Source organism: Acinetobacter sp. ANC_7655 (assembly GCF_056784015.1).
The window spans coordinates 492,996-507,096 of the sequence record NZ_JBWYJB010000001.1; the positions used below are offsets into that span (position 1 = coordinate 492,996).

General features: G+C 38.1%; 18 protein-coding genes. 7 read left to right on the forward strand and 11 right to left on the reverse strand.

Annotated features, from left to right (window positions below; translation table 11 throughout):
• Positions 1 to 24: 24 nt before the first annotated feature.
• The 7 genes from AC1M9N_RS02525 to AC1M9N_RS02555 form a co-directional block, all read right to left on the reverse strand.
• Positions 25 to 609, reverse strand: a complete 585-nt coding sequence (locus AC1M9N_RS02525; protein WP_179998321.1) for a CvpA family protein — start codon at positions 607 to 609, stop codon at positions 25 to 27.
• Between the two features lie 3 nt (positions 610 to 612).
• Positions 613 to 1,617 (reverse strand): quinone-dependent dihydroorotate dehydrogenase, encoded by a 1,005-nt coding sequence (locus AC1M9N_RS02530; protein WP_092766145.1) that lies wholly within the window; start codon positions 1,615 to 1,617, stop codon positions 613 to 615.
• Between the two features lie 88 nt (positions 1,618 to 1,705).
• On the reverse strand, positions 1,706 to 2,185 hold the full coding sequence (gene gspM / locus AC1M9N_RS02535; protein ID WP_481954223.1) for a type II secretion system protein GspM: 480 nt from the start codon (positions 2,183 to 2,185) through the stop codon (positions 1,706 to 1,708).
• A complete protein-coding gene (gene gspL, locus AC1M9N_RS02540; protein WP_481954224.1) occupies positions 2,185 to 3,327 on the reverse strand; it encodes a type II secretion system protein GspL in 1,143 nt (380 codons plus the stop codon). The genes gspM and gspL overlap by 1 nt, the downstream gene beginning before the upstream one ends.
• Before the next feature lie 42 nt (positions 3,328 to 3,369).
• The gene (locus AC1M9N_RS02545; RefSeq protein ID WP_035268776.1) at positions 3,370 to 3,825 is read right to left on the reverse strand and encodes a phosphoglycerate mutase family protein; all 456 of its coding nucleotides are present in this window, start codon (positions 3,823 to 3,825) and stop codon (positions 3,370 to 3,372) included.
• Positions 3,826 to 3,898: 73 nt separating this feature from the next.
• Positions 3,899 to 4,972 carry an NAD(P)H-dependent glycerol-3-phosphate dehydrogenase gene (locus AC1M9N_RS02550; RefSeq protein WP_092766141.1) on the reverse strand — a complete coding sequence of 358 codons (1,074 nt, stop codon included), beginning with the start codon at positions 4,970 to 4,972 and terminating at the stop codon, positions 3,899 to 3,901.
• Between the two features lie 53 nt (positions 4,973 to 5,025).
• Entirely contained in the window at positions 5,026 to 5,601 is a 576-nt protein-coding gene (locus AC1M9N_RS02555; RefSeq protein ID WP_481954225.1) for a nitroreductase family protein, read from the reverse strand.
• A gap of 228 nt (positions 5,602 to 5,829) precedes the next feature.
• Here AC1M9N_RS02555 and AC1M9N_RS02560 point away from each other — a divergent pair, with 228 nt between their 5' ends.
• Positions 5,830 to 6,213: a hypothetical protein gene (locus AC1M9N_RS02560; protein ID WP_481954226.1), complete on the forward strand. Its 384-nt coding sequence runs from the start codon at positions 5,830 to 5,832 to the stop codon at positions 6,211 to 6,213.
• Between the two features lie 50 nt (positions 6,214 to 6,263).
• Here the strand turns inward: AC1M9N_RS02560 and rhlB are convergent, their stop codons facing one another.
• Positions 6,264 to 7,415, reverse strand: coding sequence for an ATP-dependent RNA helicase RhlB (gene rhlB, locus AC1M9N_RS02565; RefSeq protein ID WP_035265921.1), 1,152 nt, complete (start codon positions 7,413 to 7,415; stop codon positions 6,264 to 6,266).
• Positions 7,416 to 7,521: 106 nt separating this feature from the next.
• The gene (locus AC1M9N_RS02570; protein ID WP_004824348.1) at positions 7,522 to 7,734 is read right to left on the reverse strand and encodes a cold-shock protein; all 213 of its coding nucleotides are present in this window, start codon (positions 7,732 to 7,734) and stop codon (positions 7,522 to 7,524) included.
• A 387-nt stretch (positions 7,735 to 8,121) separates the two neighbouring features.
• Between AC1M9N_RS02570 and AC1M9N_RS02575 the strand changes: the two genes are divergently transcribed.
• The 5 genes from AC1M9N_RS02575 to AC1M9N_RS02595 all read left to right on the forward strand — a co-directional run bounded on the left by AC1M9N_RS02575 (position 8,122) and on the right by AC1M9N_RS02595 (position 10,848).
• Positions 8,122 to 8,343, forward strand: coding sequence for a sulfurtransferase TusA family protein (locus tag AC1M9N_RS02575; RefSeq protein WP_035265917.1), 222 nt, complete (start codon positions 8,122 to 8,124; stop codon positions 8,341 to 8,343).
• Positions 8,344 to 8,484: 141 nt separating this feature from the next.
• Entirely contained in the window at positions 8,485 to 9,354 is an 870-nt protein-coding gene (gene rpoH / locus AC1M9N_RS02580; RefSeq protein WP_035265916.1) for an RNA polymerase sigma factor RpoH, read from the forward strand.
• Between the two features lie 117 nt (positions 9,355 to 9,471).
• Positions 9,472 to 9,837: a DUF423 domain-containing protein gene (locus AC1M9N_RS02585; protein WP_035265913.1), complete on the forward strand. Its 366-nt coding sequence runs from the start codon at positions 9,472 to 9,474 to the stop codon at positions 9,835 to 9,837.
• A gap of 15 nt (positions 9,838 to 9,852) precedes the next feature.
• Positions 9,853 to 10,050 carry a sulfur carrier protein ThiS gene (gene thiS, locus AC1M9N_RS02590; protein WP_035265912.1) on the forward strand — a complete coding sequence of 66 codons (198 nt, stop codon included), beginning with the start codon at positions 9,853 to 9,855 and terminating at the stop codon, positions 10,048 to 10,050.
• Positions 10,051 to 10,062: 12 nt separating this feature from the next.
• On the forward strand, positions 10,063 to 10,848 hold the full coding sequence (locus tag AC1M9N_RS02595; protein WP_092766137.1) for a thiazole synthase: 786 nt from the start codon (positions 10,063 to 10,065) through the stop codon (positions 10,846 to 10,848).
• A 31-nt stretch (positions 10,849 to 10,879) separates the two neighbouring features.
• Here AC1M9N_RS02595 and AC1M9N_RS02600 read toward each other — a convergent pair whose 3' ends face one another.
• Both AC1M9N_RS02600 and AC1M9N_RS02605 read right to left on the reverse strand, forming a co-directional pair.
• Positions 10,880 to 11,539, reverse strand: coding sequence for a glutathione S-transferase family protein (locus AC1M9N_RS02600; protein ID WP_035265910.1), 660 nt, complete (start codon positions 11,537 to 11,539; stop codon positions 10,880 to 10,882).
• A gap of 264 nt (positions 11,540 to 11,803) precedes the next feature.
• On the reverse strand, positions 11,804 to 12,415 hold the full coding sequence (locus tag AC1M9N_RS02605) for a glutathione binding-like protein (protein WP_481954227.1): 612 nt from the start codon (positions 12,413 to 12,415) through the stop codon (positions 11,804 to 11,806).
• Between the two features lie 209 nt (positions 12,416 to 12,624).
• Between AC1M9N_RS02605 and AC1M9N_RS02610 the strand changes: the two genes are divergently transcribed.
• Entirely contained in the window at positions 12,625 to 14,070 is a 1,446-nt protein-coding gene (locus AC1M9N_RS02610; protein ID WP_481954228.1) for a SulP family inorganic anion transporter, read from the forward strand.
• The last annotated feature ends 31 nt before the right edge of the window (positions 14,071 to 14,101 follow it).

Below are 14,101 nucleotides of genomic sequence, written 5' to 3' on the forward strand. Positions count from 1 at the left end.
AGCAACCTCGCAGACAAGCTAGGATTAATAAAAAGGATTATTCGTTGAATGAGATGACGAATCATCTTGTTCAGAAGATGATTGACGAGAAGAATCTGATGATTGATTCGACTCTTCTGATTTCATATGACTTAAAGCTTTTGACGCTGTCTCTTTGGTGTACTCAGTCGCTAAAGGCGCGTAAGGCAATAAAGTTTGAATAAACTTAGATTGTTTCCAATGTGGAGAGCTCTCTACAAATGAACCAATCCCTTGCATAGTAATGAGGACGATTAAGAGACCTTTCAAGGTGCCAAATGCACCACCTGCCAATCGATTTAATGGACCAAGCTTTAAGCTTTTCAGCAACCGATTTAATATTGCAGTGACGATCCAAGTCAAAACAACAATAATCAGAACAATAAAAGCAAATGCCGCTATTTTTTGAACCACAGGATCTTGACTGAGTGCGGACATTGAAGGCGCAATTTGACCCGCAAATTTTGCACCCATAATGAGTGCAAAAATCCATCCTACCAAGTTCGCAAAGGCTTTAACGAATCCTTGACGCAAACCGTTAAGCCCTCCAATGAGCAGAATAATCAGTATAAAGATATCGATGGTATTCATAGATTAGGTCATAGCTTGTACGCAATCTTTAATCAGTTTTGGCCCTGTATAAATTAGACCACTATAAATTTGAACCAATTGCGCACCCGATTGCTGTTTAGTCGCAGCTTGATCACCACTAAGAATACCACCAACACCAATCAATGGGATTTGACCTTGAAGTAATTTTGAAAATGCAGATAGACATTGTGTACTTTTTTCAAATACAGGCGCACCAGATAAACCACCTGCTTCATCACCATGCGCTAAATTTTCTACACCCTCACGTGACAAAGTCGTATTGGTCACAATCAGACCATCAATTTTAAATTGAATTAATTGAGATGCAATAAATTCAATATCTGACTCAGTTAAATCTGGGGCAACCTTTAATACCAGTGGAACATAGTGTTGATATTGTTCAGCAAGTTCAAGTTGACGATTTTTTAAAGTTTCAAGAAGTTCTGTTAATGCGTGTCCACTTTGTAAACTACGTAAGTTCTTGGTATTCGGAGATGAAATATTAACAGTAATATAAGATGCATAATTATAAACTTTTTCTAAACAAATGAGATAATCAGTTACAGCATCTTCAACTGCTGTATCGGCGTTCTTACCGATATTGATGCCTAATACACCTTTATAATTTGCTGCTTTAACATTCTCAATCAGCTGATCTACACCATCATTATTAAAACCCATACGATTAATAATCGCTTGAGCCTCTGGAAGGCGGAATAAACGCGGTTGAGGATTACCAGACTGAGGTCGAGGGGTAATGGTTCCAATTTCGATAAAACCAAAACCTAAACTCGCAAGTGCATCAATATATGCACCATTTTTATCTAAACCTGCAGCCAAACCAACTGGGTTTGGAAATTGAATACCCATACAAGTCACTGGCTTTGGGTCTATTTTTTGACGCATTATGCCAAACTTATATGTCGATTTAAGCATTGATAATGTCAAATCATGTGCACGCTCAGGCGCCAATGAAAATAGAAATGGACGAGCAAGCGAATATAACATATCTCAAAAACTGCGGTTTTTTAAGTTGCCACATTATAGGCTGAGTATGCCCAAAACGCTATGCCTGTCATAGGTTTATTTTCACCACTTACTGTACTAATGCTGTTAATTTAATCGCAGCTCCAGACTTAATAAGTTCCAATTTTTCAACACTTAAACCCATTTGAACCAATTGGGTAAGAAAATTTGCGAGGATCGCGTAGTTTTCATGCTCAGCACTGATCATTAATTTATTATCGCTTGGTTGTGTGACCACAGATAATCCTGCTTGTTGTGCCACACGCTGAATTTTATCCGAAGGTGTTAGGCTCAAATCTGTTGAAGATTTCATTGTCACCACATTGGATTGCATCCACACCAATGTGTCTTTCAGTTCATTCAATCTTTTTTGCTGATTATCTGCTGCTTCGTGCATTTTCCACAAAGCAGATCCAATTGATGCGACGACAACGATAATCGTTGCAGCGATGACAAGTAAACGCTCACGCACACTCAATGACGATAAATAGTCATCAATCTTTTCAAATAATTGATCAAATTGATTTTGAAATTTTTCTAAAGTTTTCATTATTGTACTTTCACCAAACCAACGACCATTTTATCCTGAGTTTGCACATTCCCAAGTTCAGCTTTGAAGCCTTGCTGATTCATTTGCTGAATTAGATTTTGTAATTTTTCGGATGAGTCCGCCACCAAATCCATACTTAAACCAGATGCTTCATAAGAAACACGATTTGCGATAATTTGATGTTGCATTAAAATCGGACCTACACGGCTGATTAACTGTAAGACCTCAGTATTTGCAGGTTTACTCATCCGCAAATTACTTTCAAATTGGCTTCGCAAATTTTGCTCATTGAGACGACTATTGGGTCCAAACCAAGATTGATATTGCTCTACCGCAACCAAAGCCGTTTGATCAGATACTTTTTTTAACTTTACCCAACGCACTAAATCATAACTGAATTGCACTACAAGCAAGCCCACAAGCAGTGCTGCACATGCTTTCCAATAGCCTGAGATTCCACCCTCTGTGTTTTTTGCTTTAGGCAAAACATTGAATGGATGATTCTTTAATTTTTTTTCAGCTTTAAATACATAATTAAAGCTTTCCCGCTCATTTTGTTCCGTTGCATGAATCAAACTCATCATCTGATCATCATTTAACCGATCATGCAAAATATGTATAGGCTTTGGCAATAGATCCAAAAACAATGGTAAATCATCAATCGCAAAACCTTGATTTGATCCTGTTCTCGCCAATAAATGCCCATGAATATTAGCTAAAATAGTTTCCCCCTGTTCTGGCACTGGTAAGACCAAAAAATCGGGTAATAGCGCAACCACTTTCACCGGAATCAAGTTCAGAGCATGTTGCATTGTTTGGACTTGGTATTGACTGATCCCCAATACTGACAATTGGTCTGGTGCCTCAAATTGAGTAAGCACTTTCATCTGATCAATGGAGTGAATGGTATATTCTTCAAGTAAATATTTAGCGCCTTCGCTTCCAATTTGCTTGAATTGAGCTTTGGGCATATTTTGTTGAATAATTTGTACATCATGGCTTGAAAAGAATACAACAGCTTCTTGTCCATGATACGGTTGAGTATCTTGAATCAACTCTTCTAGCGTTGTTGATGAATTCCAATTTTCACCATTTGACCAGAGCCAAACCCCATTCGACACTGGCATCCATAAATACAACATTAATTTTATTCTGCCGTTTTATTCATTAAACACTTATGGTTATTAAGCTGACGGTACAAAATGTTTTAATTTTGTGGAAAGTCCCGCAGCAATGACTGTCTGATCATAAATCCGCGCTTCAGCAAGCGAAAAAGGATTAAAAAATTCAGACGTAATAATTTCTTCAATATATGCCACAACATTCATATGACATACAACCACAATATTCTCAAAAGGTAGTTGAGATAACCACTCAACTGCAACTTTAGCATCATCGTCAGGTTTAATTTTATCACATACTAAAACTTCAACATTTGGAAAGAGTTGCTGTATATGTTTTAAAGTTTCCTGCGCCCTGAGCAAAGTACTCACTACAAATATATCAGGTGCTACTACGTCTTTTAAAAAGTGCGCAGTTTGTTCAGCTTGAATATGACCCCGCTCAGTCAGTGGTCGTTTCGAGTCATTACCATTAATTGGTGGAGCGGCTTCACCATGACGAACTAAAGTGAGTTGCATTTGTTTTCCCTAAACCATGTGTCATCCATCATATCTAAACATTATGACAATGATGATAAACCATTCATTAATCTTAAACTTTATGATGCGGCAATACGAATTCAACATCACTTCGATGACCATTCTTCATCAAAGATAATGCAATATGTAATGGTGGTGCACCTTCATAAATCACTTCATAAAGTGCTGTGGTGATTGGCATATAGACATCAAGCTCTTTGGCTCTTGCATTCACTTGCACAATGGTATTAATCCCTTCAGCCGTTTGCCCCAGTTCCGTCGTTGCCTGCTCTAAGGTTTTACCTGAACCTAAAGCAAATCCAACTTGATAATTTCGACTTAAAGGACTATTACACGTTGCGAATAAATCGCCAACACCAGACAAACCTAAGAATGTCAGTGGATTTGCGCCTAGCTGTACAGCAAAGCGACTCATTTCCGCCAACGCACGTGTCAAAATCATACTTTTGGTATTTTCGCCAACGTTGTAGGCTGCAGCCATCCCCATTGCGACAGCATAGATATTTTTAAGTGCGCCTCCAAGCTCCACGCCATGTACATCATCGCTTCCAAATACACGAAATAGTGCACTGTGTAATGCTTGCTGCACTGCATATCTCACCAATTCAGAATGGCTGGCAATCACTGTTCCAGCAGGCATTCCTGACATAATTTCTTTCGCTAAATTTGGGCCCGAAAGGACGCCATAAGGTACTTCTGGAAGCTCTTCACGAATAATATCACTCATGAAACTAAAGGTTTTAGCTTCGATCCCTTTTGTGAGTGATACAACCGCCTGAGCAGTGATAAAGGGCTTGATCTGTTTGAGTACATCTCGGAATGAATGGCTCGGAATAGCGACCAAAATAATGTCTCGATCTCGAACAGCCTTTTCAAGATTGGATTCTGCTTTTAATGCTGGCTCAAGGTTGTAATCCGGCAAATATCTTGAATTAACATGTGTTCGATTGATTTCATTCGCAATTTCCTCATCACGAATCCAAATCATGGTGTCACAACCATTTCGCACTGCCGTATTCGCCATGGCTGTACCAAAACTACCACCACCGAGAATCGTAACACGCAAGGCTGTTTTATGATCAATTGCAACTGGCTCGACCAAATCTGAAAACTTTAATTCCGACATTCTTTTAAATCCTAAACATTCTTTTTCTAATCGTTAAATTTGCAATGTTGCAATTACGGCTGCCAAAAACTGACGAATGCATCTGTTTCAATCTCAACGCGTGGTGCAATCGCCTTAAAAGCAGTCCCTACATAAATGATACCTGAAATTAAATCATGCGTTTGTAGCCCTAACTTTCTTTTAAATAGATCCGACTCCACAACAGCACCACTGCGCCACATGGTATTGAAACCCTGAGCTTGTAAACTGAGCAAAAGATTTTGTATTGCAGCACCTGAACTTAAAGTTTGTTCAAAATATGGAACTTTCGCATGATCATGAAATCGTGTTACAGCGATAATCAGCATAGGTGCACGCATAGGATGCTGACGTGCGCGTTCAATTTGAATTGAATCAGTTTCACCAAGGTCTGCTACTGCTTCACTGAGTAAAGCTCCAAATGCTTCTCGTTGCTCTCCTTTCACAACAATAAATTGTGTCGGTTTCAGACGATGATGATCAGGCGCGGTTAAAGCTGCTTGAAAAGCTAATTCTAATTGTTCTGCGTTAGGATGAGGTTCTACCAAATGACCAACGGATTGACGCTGATGAATATTGTCATGCACTACTTGAGAAAATTGATCTGACATTTGAAGACTAATCTTTAAACTAACACTATGTACTTAAGCTTAGCATAAACATTGAAAACTACTCTACAGTTATACTTATACACAATGCATCCAGCATGATTACAATCAAACAGAAATCAGGTATTTCACTTCAAAATCGATACAAAACATGCTTAATTCTTTGGAATTTAAGCCCTAGCATACATGACTGAGCTCCAAACTTAATATTGCAACGCTAGAGGAAAAAAAATGAAAAAATTAATGACATTGGCTTCTGTAGCTACTGCAACAATTCTCGTAAGTGCTTGTGCATCAACACCTACTGAAACACTTGCTATTCAAAAACCAAACAATCAATATGAAGTGTCAGGATTAGGCAAAACCCAAGTTCTTGCAAAAAATAATGCAATTTCTGCCGCGAACAAAACTTGTGGTAAGAATTCTGCGCCTGTCTTAATTGACGAAAAAACTGAATATAACGGCGCACTAAAAGGTGTTGTGGATGAACAGACTGGTAAACTCATTACTGCAGCTTCATCAGTTCTTGGCTCTGTGATCGGCACTAAAAATACAATCGAAAAAGACACTGACTACCAAACTACAATCACCTTCAGCTGTAATTCAACCCGCTAAAATTTCCTATAAAAAAAGTCCCTTTGATGGGACTTTTTTTTATTGAGCAATTAGCAATAACCATCTAAACGTGTCAATGGAATCTTTTGACCAATCGCTTTTTCTATCTCAGGTAAATAAAAAGCATCATCTTCTGACAAGAAACTGATACTCACCCCTCTTGTTCCTGCTCGACCTGTACGACCTATACGGTGTACATAATCATCAGACTGCTCAGGCAGAGTAAAATTAATCACGTGTGACACACCATCCACATGAATACCTCGACCAGCCACATCAGTTGCGATCATAATGTTGTGTTTGCCATTTTTAAACTGATCCAACATCTTTAAACGTTTATCTTGCGCGATTTCACCAGATAACATCACTACTTTGTAACCATCATGCTTAAGATGATCATACAGCTTACGGACCTGATCACGGCGATTTGCAAATATCATGACTTTTTCAATGGGCTCATCACGCAATATTTCTTGTAGCAATTTGTATTTATCCGATTTCCCAACCACATAAACACGTTGCTCTACGTCAGCATTGGTTTTTTTCTCAGGCTCAATTTCGACAGTAACAGGTTCAAATAACCATTGTTGAGCAAGATTGAGTACATCATAACTAAACGTAGCAGAGAACATTAACGTTTGACGTTGTTCTTTGCGTGGAGAGAATCGCACAATGCGTTTAACAGAAGGAATAAACCCCATATCCAGTAAACGATCTGCCTCATCAATAACTAAAAATTCAATTTGATCCAACCAAATTTCTTTTTGTTCAGTGAAATCAATCAAACGACCTGGTGTCGCGACAAGAATATCAACGAAATTTTCATCCAGTTGTTTTTTTTGCTTATCAAAATCTACGCCACCCACCAAAGTCACAACATTTAAGTCGGTAAATTTAGTCAGATCACGTGCATCGTTTTCAATTTGAATCGCAAGCTCTCGCGTTGGCGCCATAATTAGAGCACGGGGTTCACCACGATATCGCTGTGTTTGTATCGGATTGTTCAATAAATCATTAATAACACTAATTAAGAATGCTGCGGTTTTTCCTGTGCCTGTTTGTGCACGTCCAATTGCATCATGCCCTGCCAACGTATATTTCAATACTTTCTGTTGAATGGGGGTCATTTCATTAAACCCTAAAGCATCAATCGCTTGCTTAAGTTGCGGATGTAAATTAAGGGTTTCGAAACCTGATGACATATAAGGGGCTCTACAATCAATATTTGATAATGGTCTATAGTATAAACAAAAAACGCCCCAATTTATCAAAATTGGAGCGCAACCTAATTTTCAGTGAAAAGTAGGATTAGTCTAAAGGCTGAACTTCTTCAGCTTGAAAACCTTTTTGACCTTGCACAACGCTGAATTCTACGCGTTGACCGTCACGAAGTGAACGGTGGCCTTCACCTTGAATAGCACGGAAATGAACGAATACGTCATCACCGCCTGCGCGTTGAATAAAGCCAAAACCTTTAGTATCGTTAAACCACTTAACAACGCCTTGTTCGCGAGCTGTCATAAGTTAATCCTCAGTTGGTAAGAAAAGGGACCACCCGGTGTTGCAAACAGCAGAGCAAACAAATTTTAAAACATTTTTTATTTCAAAGCTTGTAATCATTCTGTAAAACTATTAACAAAATCCCGGTTATATCCATTATAAATAAGGCTTAGAGAACAAATTTCTCTACGCAATCCTTAAGTACGCATTGAGCTTAACATGGGTACAACACAATTAATAGAAAAATTTTAGCTAATTATCTAACTAAAACTTGTATATTAATCACACAAATTTAGTGCAAAAATTGCACTTTATTTGAACAGTTCATCTAAATCATTTAATTTTATTCTTAAGTCACACTTTTGCTAGAATAATGACCAACTTTATTATTCAATCTCGTGTTTTACTATGTCTCAAGTGTTAATCGATGCGATGGGTAAACCTTGCCCTTTACCTTTACTGCTACTTAAGAAATCGATGAAACAAAATAGTGCACCTCAGCAATTTTTATTAAAAGCTTCAGATCCGAACAGTCAAATCGATATTCAACGTTATTGTCAGCTACATAAATTGACATGCGCATTTAAACAAGTTTCGGATTCTGAATTTCATTACGTGATTGAATCTTAGGTGTTTTCATCTAAATTAATCATGGATAAATATTGTATTTAAATTTACATTTCACTACCCAAATTCGCTTAATTCTGTATGCTATAAGGATTAAGATGAATGTAATTGGTTTTTTAAACTATTTTCCTATAAGGAGTACTCATGACTGACAGCAGCAATCAATTGATGCCCCTGTCATTGTCTGCGCCCGGGGTCAATTTAGGTGCTTACATTAGTACTGTAAATCAGATCCCTATTTTGACAGCTGAACAAGAAAAAGAGTTAGCTGAACGTTATTTTTATGACCAAGATCTAGACGCAGCTAAAATGCTGGTGATGTCCCACCTTCGTTTTGTTGTGCATATTGCCCGCAGTTACGCAGGTTACGGCTTACCTCAAGGCGATTTAATCCAAGAAGGTAATTTAGGCTTGATGAAAGCCGTAAAACGCTTCGATCCCAATATGGGAGTACGCTTAGTTTCTTTTGCAGTACATTGGATTAAAGCTGAAATCCACGAATATGTGATTCGTAACTGGCGTATTGTTAAAATTGCGACAACTAAAGCTCAACGTAAACTGTTCTTCAACTTAAGAAGCTTAAAAAAATCGAGCAAGAAATTAACGCTCGAGGAAGCGCAATCTATTGCGGCTGATTTAAATGTAACAGCTGAACAAGTTCTTGAAATGGAAGGTCGTTTAACAGCTTATGACGCAGCCTTCGAAGCTCAATCCGATGAAGATGATGAAAGCTCAGTTCATGTCGCTCCTGCGCTTTACTTAGAGGATAATCGTTATGACCCTGCTCGTTTAGCAGAGGAAGAAGATTATGAATCTCAGAGCACCTCTGCTTTACATGAAGCAATGGATCAGCTGGATGATCGTTCACGCAATATTTTACAGCGCCGCTGGTTAGATGATGATAAGTCTACGTTGCATGAACTAGCAGCCGAATATAATGTTTCCGCTGAACGTATTCGCCAGCTTGAAAAAAATGCCATGGACAAGATCAAGATCGCCATGTCATCAAATTAATACGATTACAAAAAAAGAGCTATAAGCTCTTTTTTTGTATTTACGCTATGCAAGTTTAAAAAAATCGTACGTCATGTATGCTATCGTATGACGCAATTTTCGATTGGGAATAACCTGATGTGGATCTCAATATCAGCCATTAATTTAGCGCTTGCCGTAATGCTAGGTGCTTTCGGCGCTCATGGCCTTAAAGCTCGTGCAACCGAAGCCCAACTGACATGGTGGCAGACTGCAACTGATTATTTCTTTTATCATGCAATTGGATTATTAATACTCGCACTCATACCAAAAATAATTCCAAACTTTTCAACTCAATTCAGCTTTATCTTCATCCAGTTCGGTATCATTTTATTTTGTGGATCTCTATATCTCATGGCTTTAGGGCTCCCGCGCGGGTTAGGGGCAATTACACCTCTTGGTGGAGCATTGATGATTATTGGCTGGCTACTTTTAGCATGGCAAGCATTCAAAATTCAACATTAATTTGAAGGTCATCTGATGAATATTTTTTTAAATGGCGAGTCGATTCAAACGCAATGCCAAAACTTATTAGAACTGGTTCAAGAATTATCGCTAGAAGGTAAACGATTTGCTGTTGAAAAAAATGAAATGATCATTTCAAAAAGTAAACTGGCAGATACCCCTATTTCAGATGCTGACCGTATAGAAATAATTCATGCTGTTGGCGGTGGTTAACTCGGAGTAAATATGGAAGATAGTCCGTTGATCATAGGATCACGTTCATTTAGTTCACGACTATTAGTGGGCACTGGAAAATATAAGGATATGCAGGAAACTGACTTAGCAATCCAAGCCAGTGGTGCTGAGATCGTTACTGTTGCAATCCGTCGCGTAAACATTGGTCAAAATCCAGATCAACCTAACCTACTCTCAGTGATTCCACCGGAAAAATACACCATTCTTCCCAATACAGCTGGTTGCTTTGATGCCAATAGTGCCATTCGCACTTGTATGCTCGCACGTGAACTTTTAGATGGTCACAATTTAGTCAAGCTTGAAGTATTAGGTGATGAAAAAACGCTTTATCCTAATATTACTGAAACCTTAAAAGCTGCAAGAACATTGATCGATGATGGTTTTGAAATCATGGTTTATACCTCTGATGATCCTATCGTCGCGCAAGAACTTGAGAGTATGGGCTGTGTCGCTATTATGCCTTTGGGGAGTTTAATTGGTTCTGGTTTAGGTATTCTTAATCCACATACCATTTCTATCATCAAAGAAAATGCCAAAGTCCCTGTCTTGGTGGATGCTGGGGTTGGTACAGCTAGTGATGCTGCTATTGCGATGGAATTAGGTTGTGATGGCGTACTCATGAACACTGCAATTGCTGCTGCACAGAATCCGATTCTAATGGCTTCTGCTATGAAAAAAGCCGTTGAAGCTGGACGCGAGGCTTATCTTGCTGGTCGTATGCCACGCAAACGTATGGCAAATGCAAGCTCTCCAGAAACTGGATACTTTTTTAAATAAAAAAAACCCACTTTTTAAAGTGGGTTTTTTCTTAACTCACTCGACGATACAAAGGATCATCCAATCCATCAATTTTGATAAAGTTAGGTAAATCTTTTATTCTTTCAATCCAAGCGCGTACGTTTGGATAAGGCTCTAGAGAAATATCACCCATAGGTGCTAACGCGACATAGACAAACACTGCGATATCCGCAATAGTTGGTCTATTATTCGCTAACCATTCACGGTCTTTGAGCACACCATCTAAAATAGCCAAAGATTTGTGACCACGTATTTTCGCCTCTTTAAATGTTTGCTCAGTACTTTCTAATCCCAAACCATTGTATGGACCTTTGAAAGACAATATCGCGCGTGCCGTGAAAACCCCGAATTGCACCCAACTGGCAGCAAAGGCAAGCCAATCTACAATTTTAGCTTGTTCTACTAAATCTTCAGACCACCATGTGTTTTTATCTGAATATTTACCTGCTAAATACACCAAAATTGCGGCAGAATCAGTTAAAACAATATCGCCATCTACTAATGCTGGCACTTCGCCTTTAGGATTAATTTTTAAAAATTTCTCACTATGCTGTTCATCACTGAAATAATCTAGTTCTACAATTTCAAGATCCACTTTCAATAATGCTGCTAAAAGACGTACTTTATAACTGTTACCTGATTCGTTGTAAGAATATAATTTCAAACTCATTTTTTAGTCCAACGATTTAAATACAAAATACAAGTATCATATTTAAATCAGCAACTTAAATAATGTTTAGTTCAAAAAATATCATGAATAACGATATCTTATTTAATGAATTACCACTGAATCTGAAACGAATTATGATGAAAAATTTGTCTTTTTAATGCTCTCTATTTCTGAAAAATATTTGTGAAATTTCTTTGAAAATTTTAGAGTAAAAAAAGAGCCTTTCGGCTCTTTCTCGAAACAAACGGAACGAAACCTTACCTGTTAAGGAATCAATCCTTCATCTCGCATCGCAATCTGTACAGACTGACGCTCTGCAACTTTATTGCGTATATGAATAATATTTTTATAAGGACTCAAGTCATGTTCAATATGATTAGACCAATTGGTGAGTACAAATAAGTACGCATCTGCAGGTCCAAAATTATCATCTACCAAATAATCATTATTAGATTCACCAATGGTTTTATCAATGAAAGTCAGTAAACGATCAACTTCGGCATAAGCTTTTTGTTTAGCATCTTCCGTGAGTGGTGCACCGAAAAACACTGCATAAGCATCGTGTAATTCAGAATTTAGATAACCAAGCCACTCCAGTACTTTTGCTCGACCTAATCCAGAAGGTGGAATTAAATCTTGAGCAGGATCATGCTGTGCCAAAAATGGTAAAATTGCGACATTTTCCGTTAAAATTAAGCCAGGATTAATTTCTAGCGCCGGCACATAGCCTTTAGGATTAATTGCGAAGTAATCTTCGCCTTTTTCAGTGGTATGAGTTTTAAGATCAACACGAACCAAATCAAAATCAACATTAATTTCATTTAAAATAATATGCGCTGCGAGTGAACATGCACCTGGCGAATAATACAACTTCATACTTTTTCCTTGTTATCTAACTACTATCATTTTTAAATTGCTTCACGCTTTTTTTCAATAAGAACTGTTTTTTAAATTGCAAGCAAGCGTAAACATCGATGATCTCCTTATGAATATTGTGCAGATTGAATTAATTTTCAAGCTTTATTCAGCTTTTATTTGTGTGATGTTTTACCATAGCGCTGCTACATCTTTGTGAAAGGCAAATTGTGATTTATTTAAAGAAAGATCAGTGGTTTTCTAACATTCGAACTGACGTACTTGCAGGCTTAGTCGTAGGCTTAGCTTTGATTCCAGAGTCAATCGCATTTTCGGCGATAGCTGGCGTTGATCCTCAGTTAGGTCTGTATGCCTCATTTTGTATAGCTGTTACGATCGCCTTCTTTGGTGGTAGGACTGCTATGATTTCGGCTGCTACAGGTGCGATGGCGCTGCTGATGATCACTCTTGTTAAAGAACATGGATTACAATATTTATTGGCAGCTACGATTCTGACAGGTGTAATTCAAATTATCGCTGGATATCTCAAAGTCGCAAAACTCATGCGTTTTGTTTCCCAGTCAGTGGTCTATGGTTTCTTAAATGCTTTAGCGATTCTCATTTTTATCGCTCAATTTCCAGAAATTGCTCAAATGAATAGCTTAGGCTATATATTTTTAGCGATTGGTTTATTGGTCATTTACGCATTTCCCTATTTACCCAAAATCGGAAAAATCATACCATCGCCATTAGTGTGTATTATTGTACTCAGTGTATTGGCACTTCTACTTGGCGCTGACATGAGAACAGTTAGTGATTTAGGTGCATTCCCAGATACCTTGCCTGTATTTTTAGTTCCTGAAATTCCATTCAATCTCGACACTTTACTTATTATTTTACCGTACTCTCTCACGCTCGCCACAGTTGGTTTGCTTGAGACCATGATGACTACGACTGTGATTGATGAAATGACTGAGTCTGAAGGAGATCGTCATCAAGAATGTCGCGGTCAAGGGATCGCGAACATGGTAAGTGGCTTTATGGGGGGGATGGCTGGATGTGCAATGATCGGGCAATCCATCATCAATGTCAGCTCAGGTGCAAGAACAAGATTATCGACATTAGTGGCTGGTGTTTTTTTGCTATGTCTCGTGGTCTTCTTTAAAGATTGGTTGGCTTATATTCCTATGGCTGCTTTAGTCGCCATTATGATCATGGTCGCGTTCACGACATTTAATTGGGATTCAGTAAAAAATTTCCGCAAACATCCCGTGCAAAGTAATGTTGTCATGCTTACTGTCGTGGTGATTGTTCTTGCAACACATAACCTTGCTCTAGGCGTATTGATTGGTGTAGTTCTGTCAGCCTTATTTCTCATTAATAAACTCGAGAGTGAAGTAAAAGTTCAATCTGAATTAGAAAATCACGTACGCTACTATACGGTGAAAGGTCAAATATTTTTCAGTAGCGCAGAAATTTTTTATGCATTTTTTGATTTCAAAGAAGATATCAAGCAAGTAGAAATAGATCTCAGCTATGCTCATATTTGGGACATCACTTCTGTCAATATGTTAGCGAATGTCGTGGCTAAATTTGAAGCCGAAGGGACTCAGGTACGTGTGATTGGTTTAAACCAAGCGAGCATAACATTGATAGAACGTATCTCAAATACTTAAAAAAAAGAGCCAAATGGCTCTTTTTTTTTAC

Bases quoted from the DNA above. Each gene is read 5' to 3' on its own strand.
- AC1M9N_RS02550 (WP_092766141.1), bottom strand. From the start codon at position 4,972: ATGTCGGAATTAAAGTTTTCAGATTTGGTCGAGCCAGTTGCAATTGAT.
- AC1M9N_RS02560 (WP_481954226.1), top strand. From the start codon at position 5,830: ATGAAAAAATTAATGACATTGGCTTCTGTAGCTACTGCAACAATTCTC.
- AC1M9N_RS02605 (WP_481954227.1), bottom strand. From the start codon at position 12,415: ATGAAGTTGTATTATTCGCCAGGTGCATGTTCACTCGCAGCGCATATT.
- AC1M9N_RS02570 (WP_004824348.1), bottom strand. From the start codon at position 7,734: ATGACAGCTCGCGAACAAGGCGTTGTTAAGTGGTTTAACGATACTAAA.
- AC1M9N_RS02525 (WP_179998321.1), bottom strand. From the start codon at position 609: ATGAATACCATCGATATCTTTATACTGATTATTCTGCTCATTGGAGGG.
- AC1M9N_RS02545 (WP_035268776.1), bottom strand. From the start codon at position 3,825: ATGCAACTCACTTTAGTTCGTCATGGTGAAGCCGCTCCACCAATTAAT.
- AC1M9N_RS02575 (WP_035265917.1), top strand. From the start codon at position 8,122: ATGTCTCAAGTGTTAATCGATGCGATGGGTAAACCTTGCCCTTTACCT.
- rpoH (WP_035265916.1), top strand. From the start codon at position 8,485: ATGACTGACAGCAGCAATCAATTGATGCCCCTGTCATTGTCTGCGCCC.
- AC1M9N_RS02595 (WP_092766137.1), top strand. From the start codon at position 10,063: ATGGAAGATAGTCCGTTGATCATAGGATCACGTTCATTTAGTTCACGA.
- gspM (WP_481954223.1), bottom strand. From the start codon at position 2,185: ATGAAAACTTTAGAAAAATTTCAAAATCAATTTGATCAATTATTTGAA.
- gspL (WP_481954224.1), bottom strand. From the start codon at position 3,327: ATGTTGTATTTATGGATGCCAGTGTCGAATGGGGTTTGGCTCTGGTCA.
- AC1M9N_RS02600 (WP_035265910.1), bottom strand. From the start codon at position 11,539: ATGAGTTTGAAATTATATTCTTACAACGAATCAGGTAACAGTTATAAA.
- AC1M9N_RS02585 (WP_035265913.1), top strand. From the start codon at position 9,472: ATGTGGATCTCAATATCAGCCATTAATTTAGCGCTTGCCGTAATGCTA.
- rhlB (WP_035265921.1), bottom strand. From the start codon at position 7,415: ATGTCATCAGGTTTCGAAACCCTTAATTTACATCCGCAACTTAAGCAA.
- AC1M9N_RS02530 (WP_092766145.1), bottom strand. From the start codon at position 1,617: ATGTTATATTCGCTTGCTCGTCCATTTCTATTTTCATTGGCGCCTGAG.
- thiS (WP_035265912.1), top strand. From the start codon at position 9,853: ATGAATATTTTTTTAAATGGCGAGTCGATTCAAACGCAATGCCAAAAC.
- AC1M9N_RS02555 (WP_481954225.1), bottom strand. From the start codon at position 5,601: ATGTCAGATCAATTTTCTCAAGTAGTGCATGACAATATTCATCAGCGT.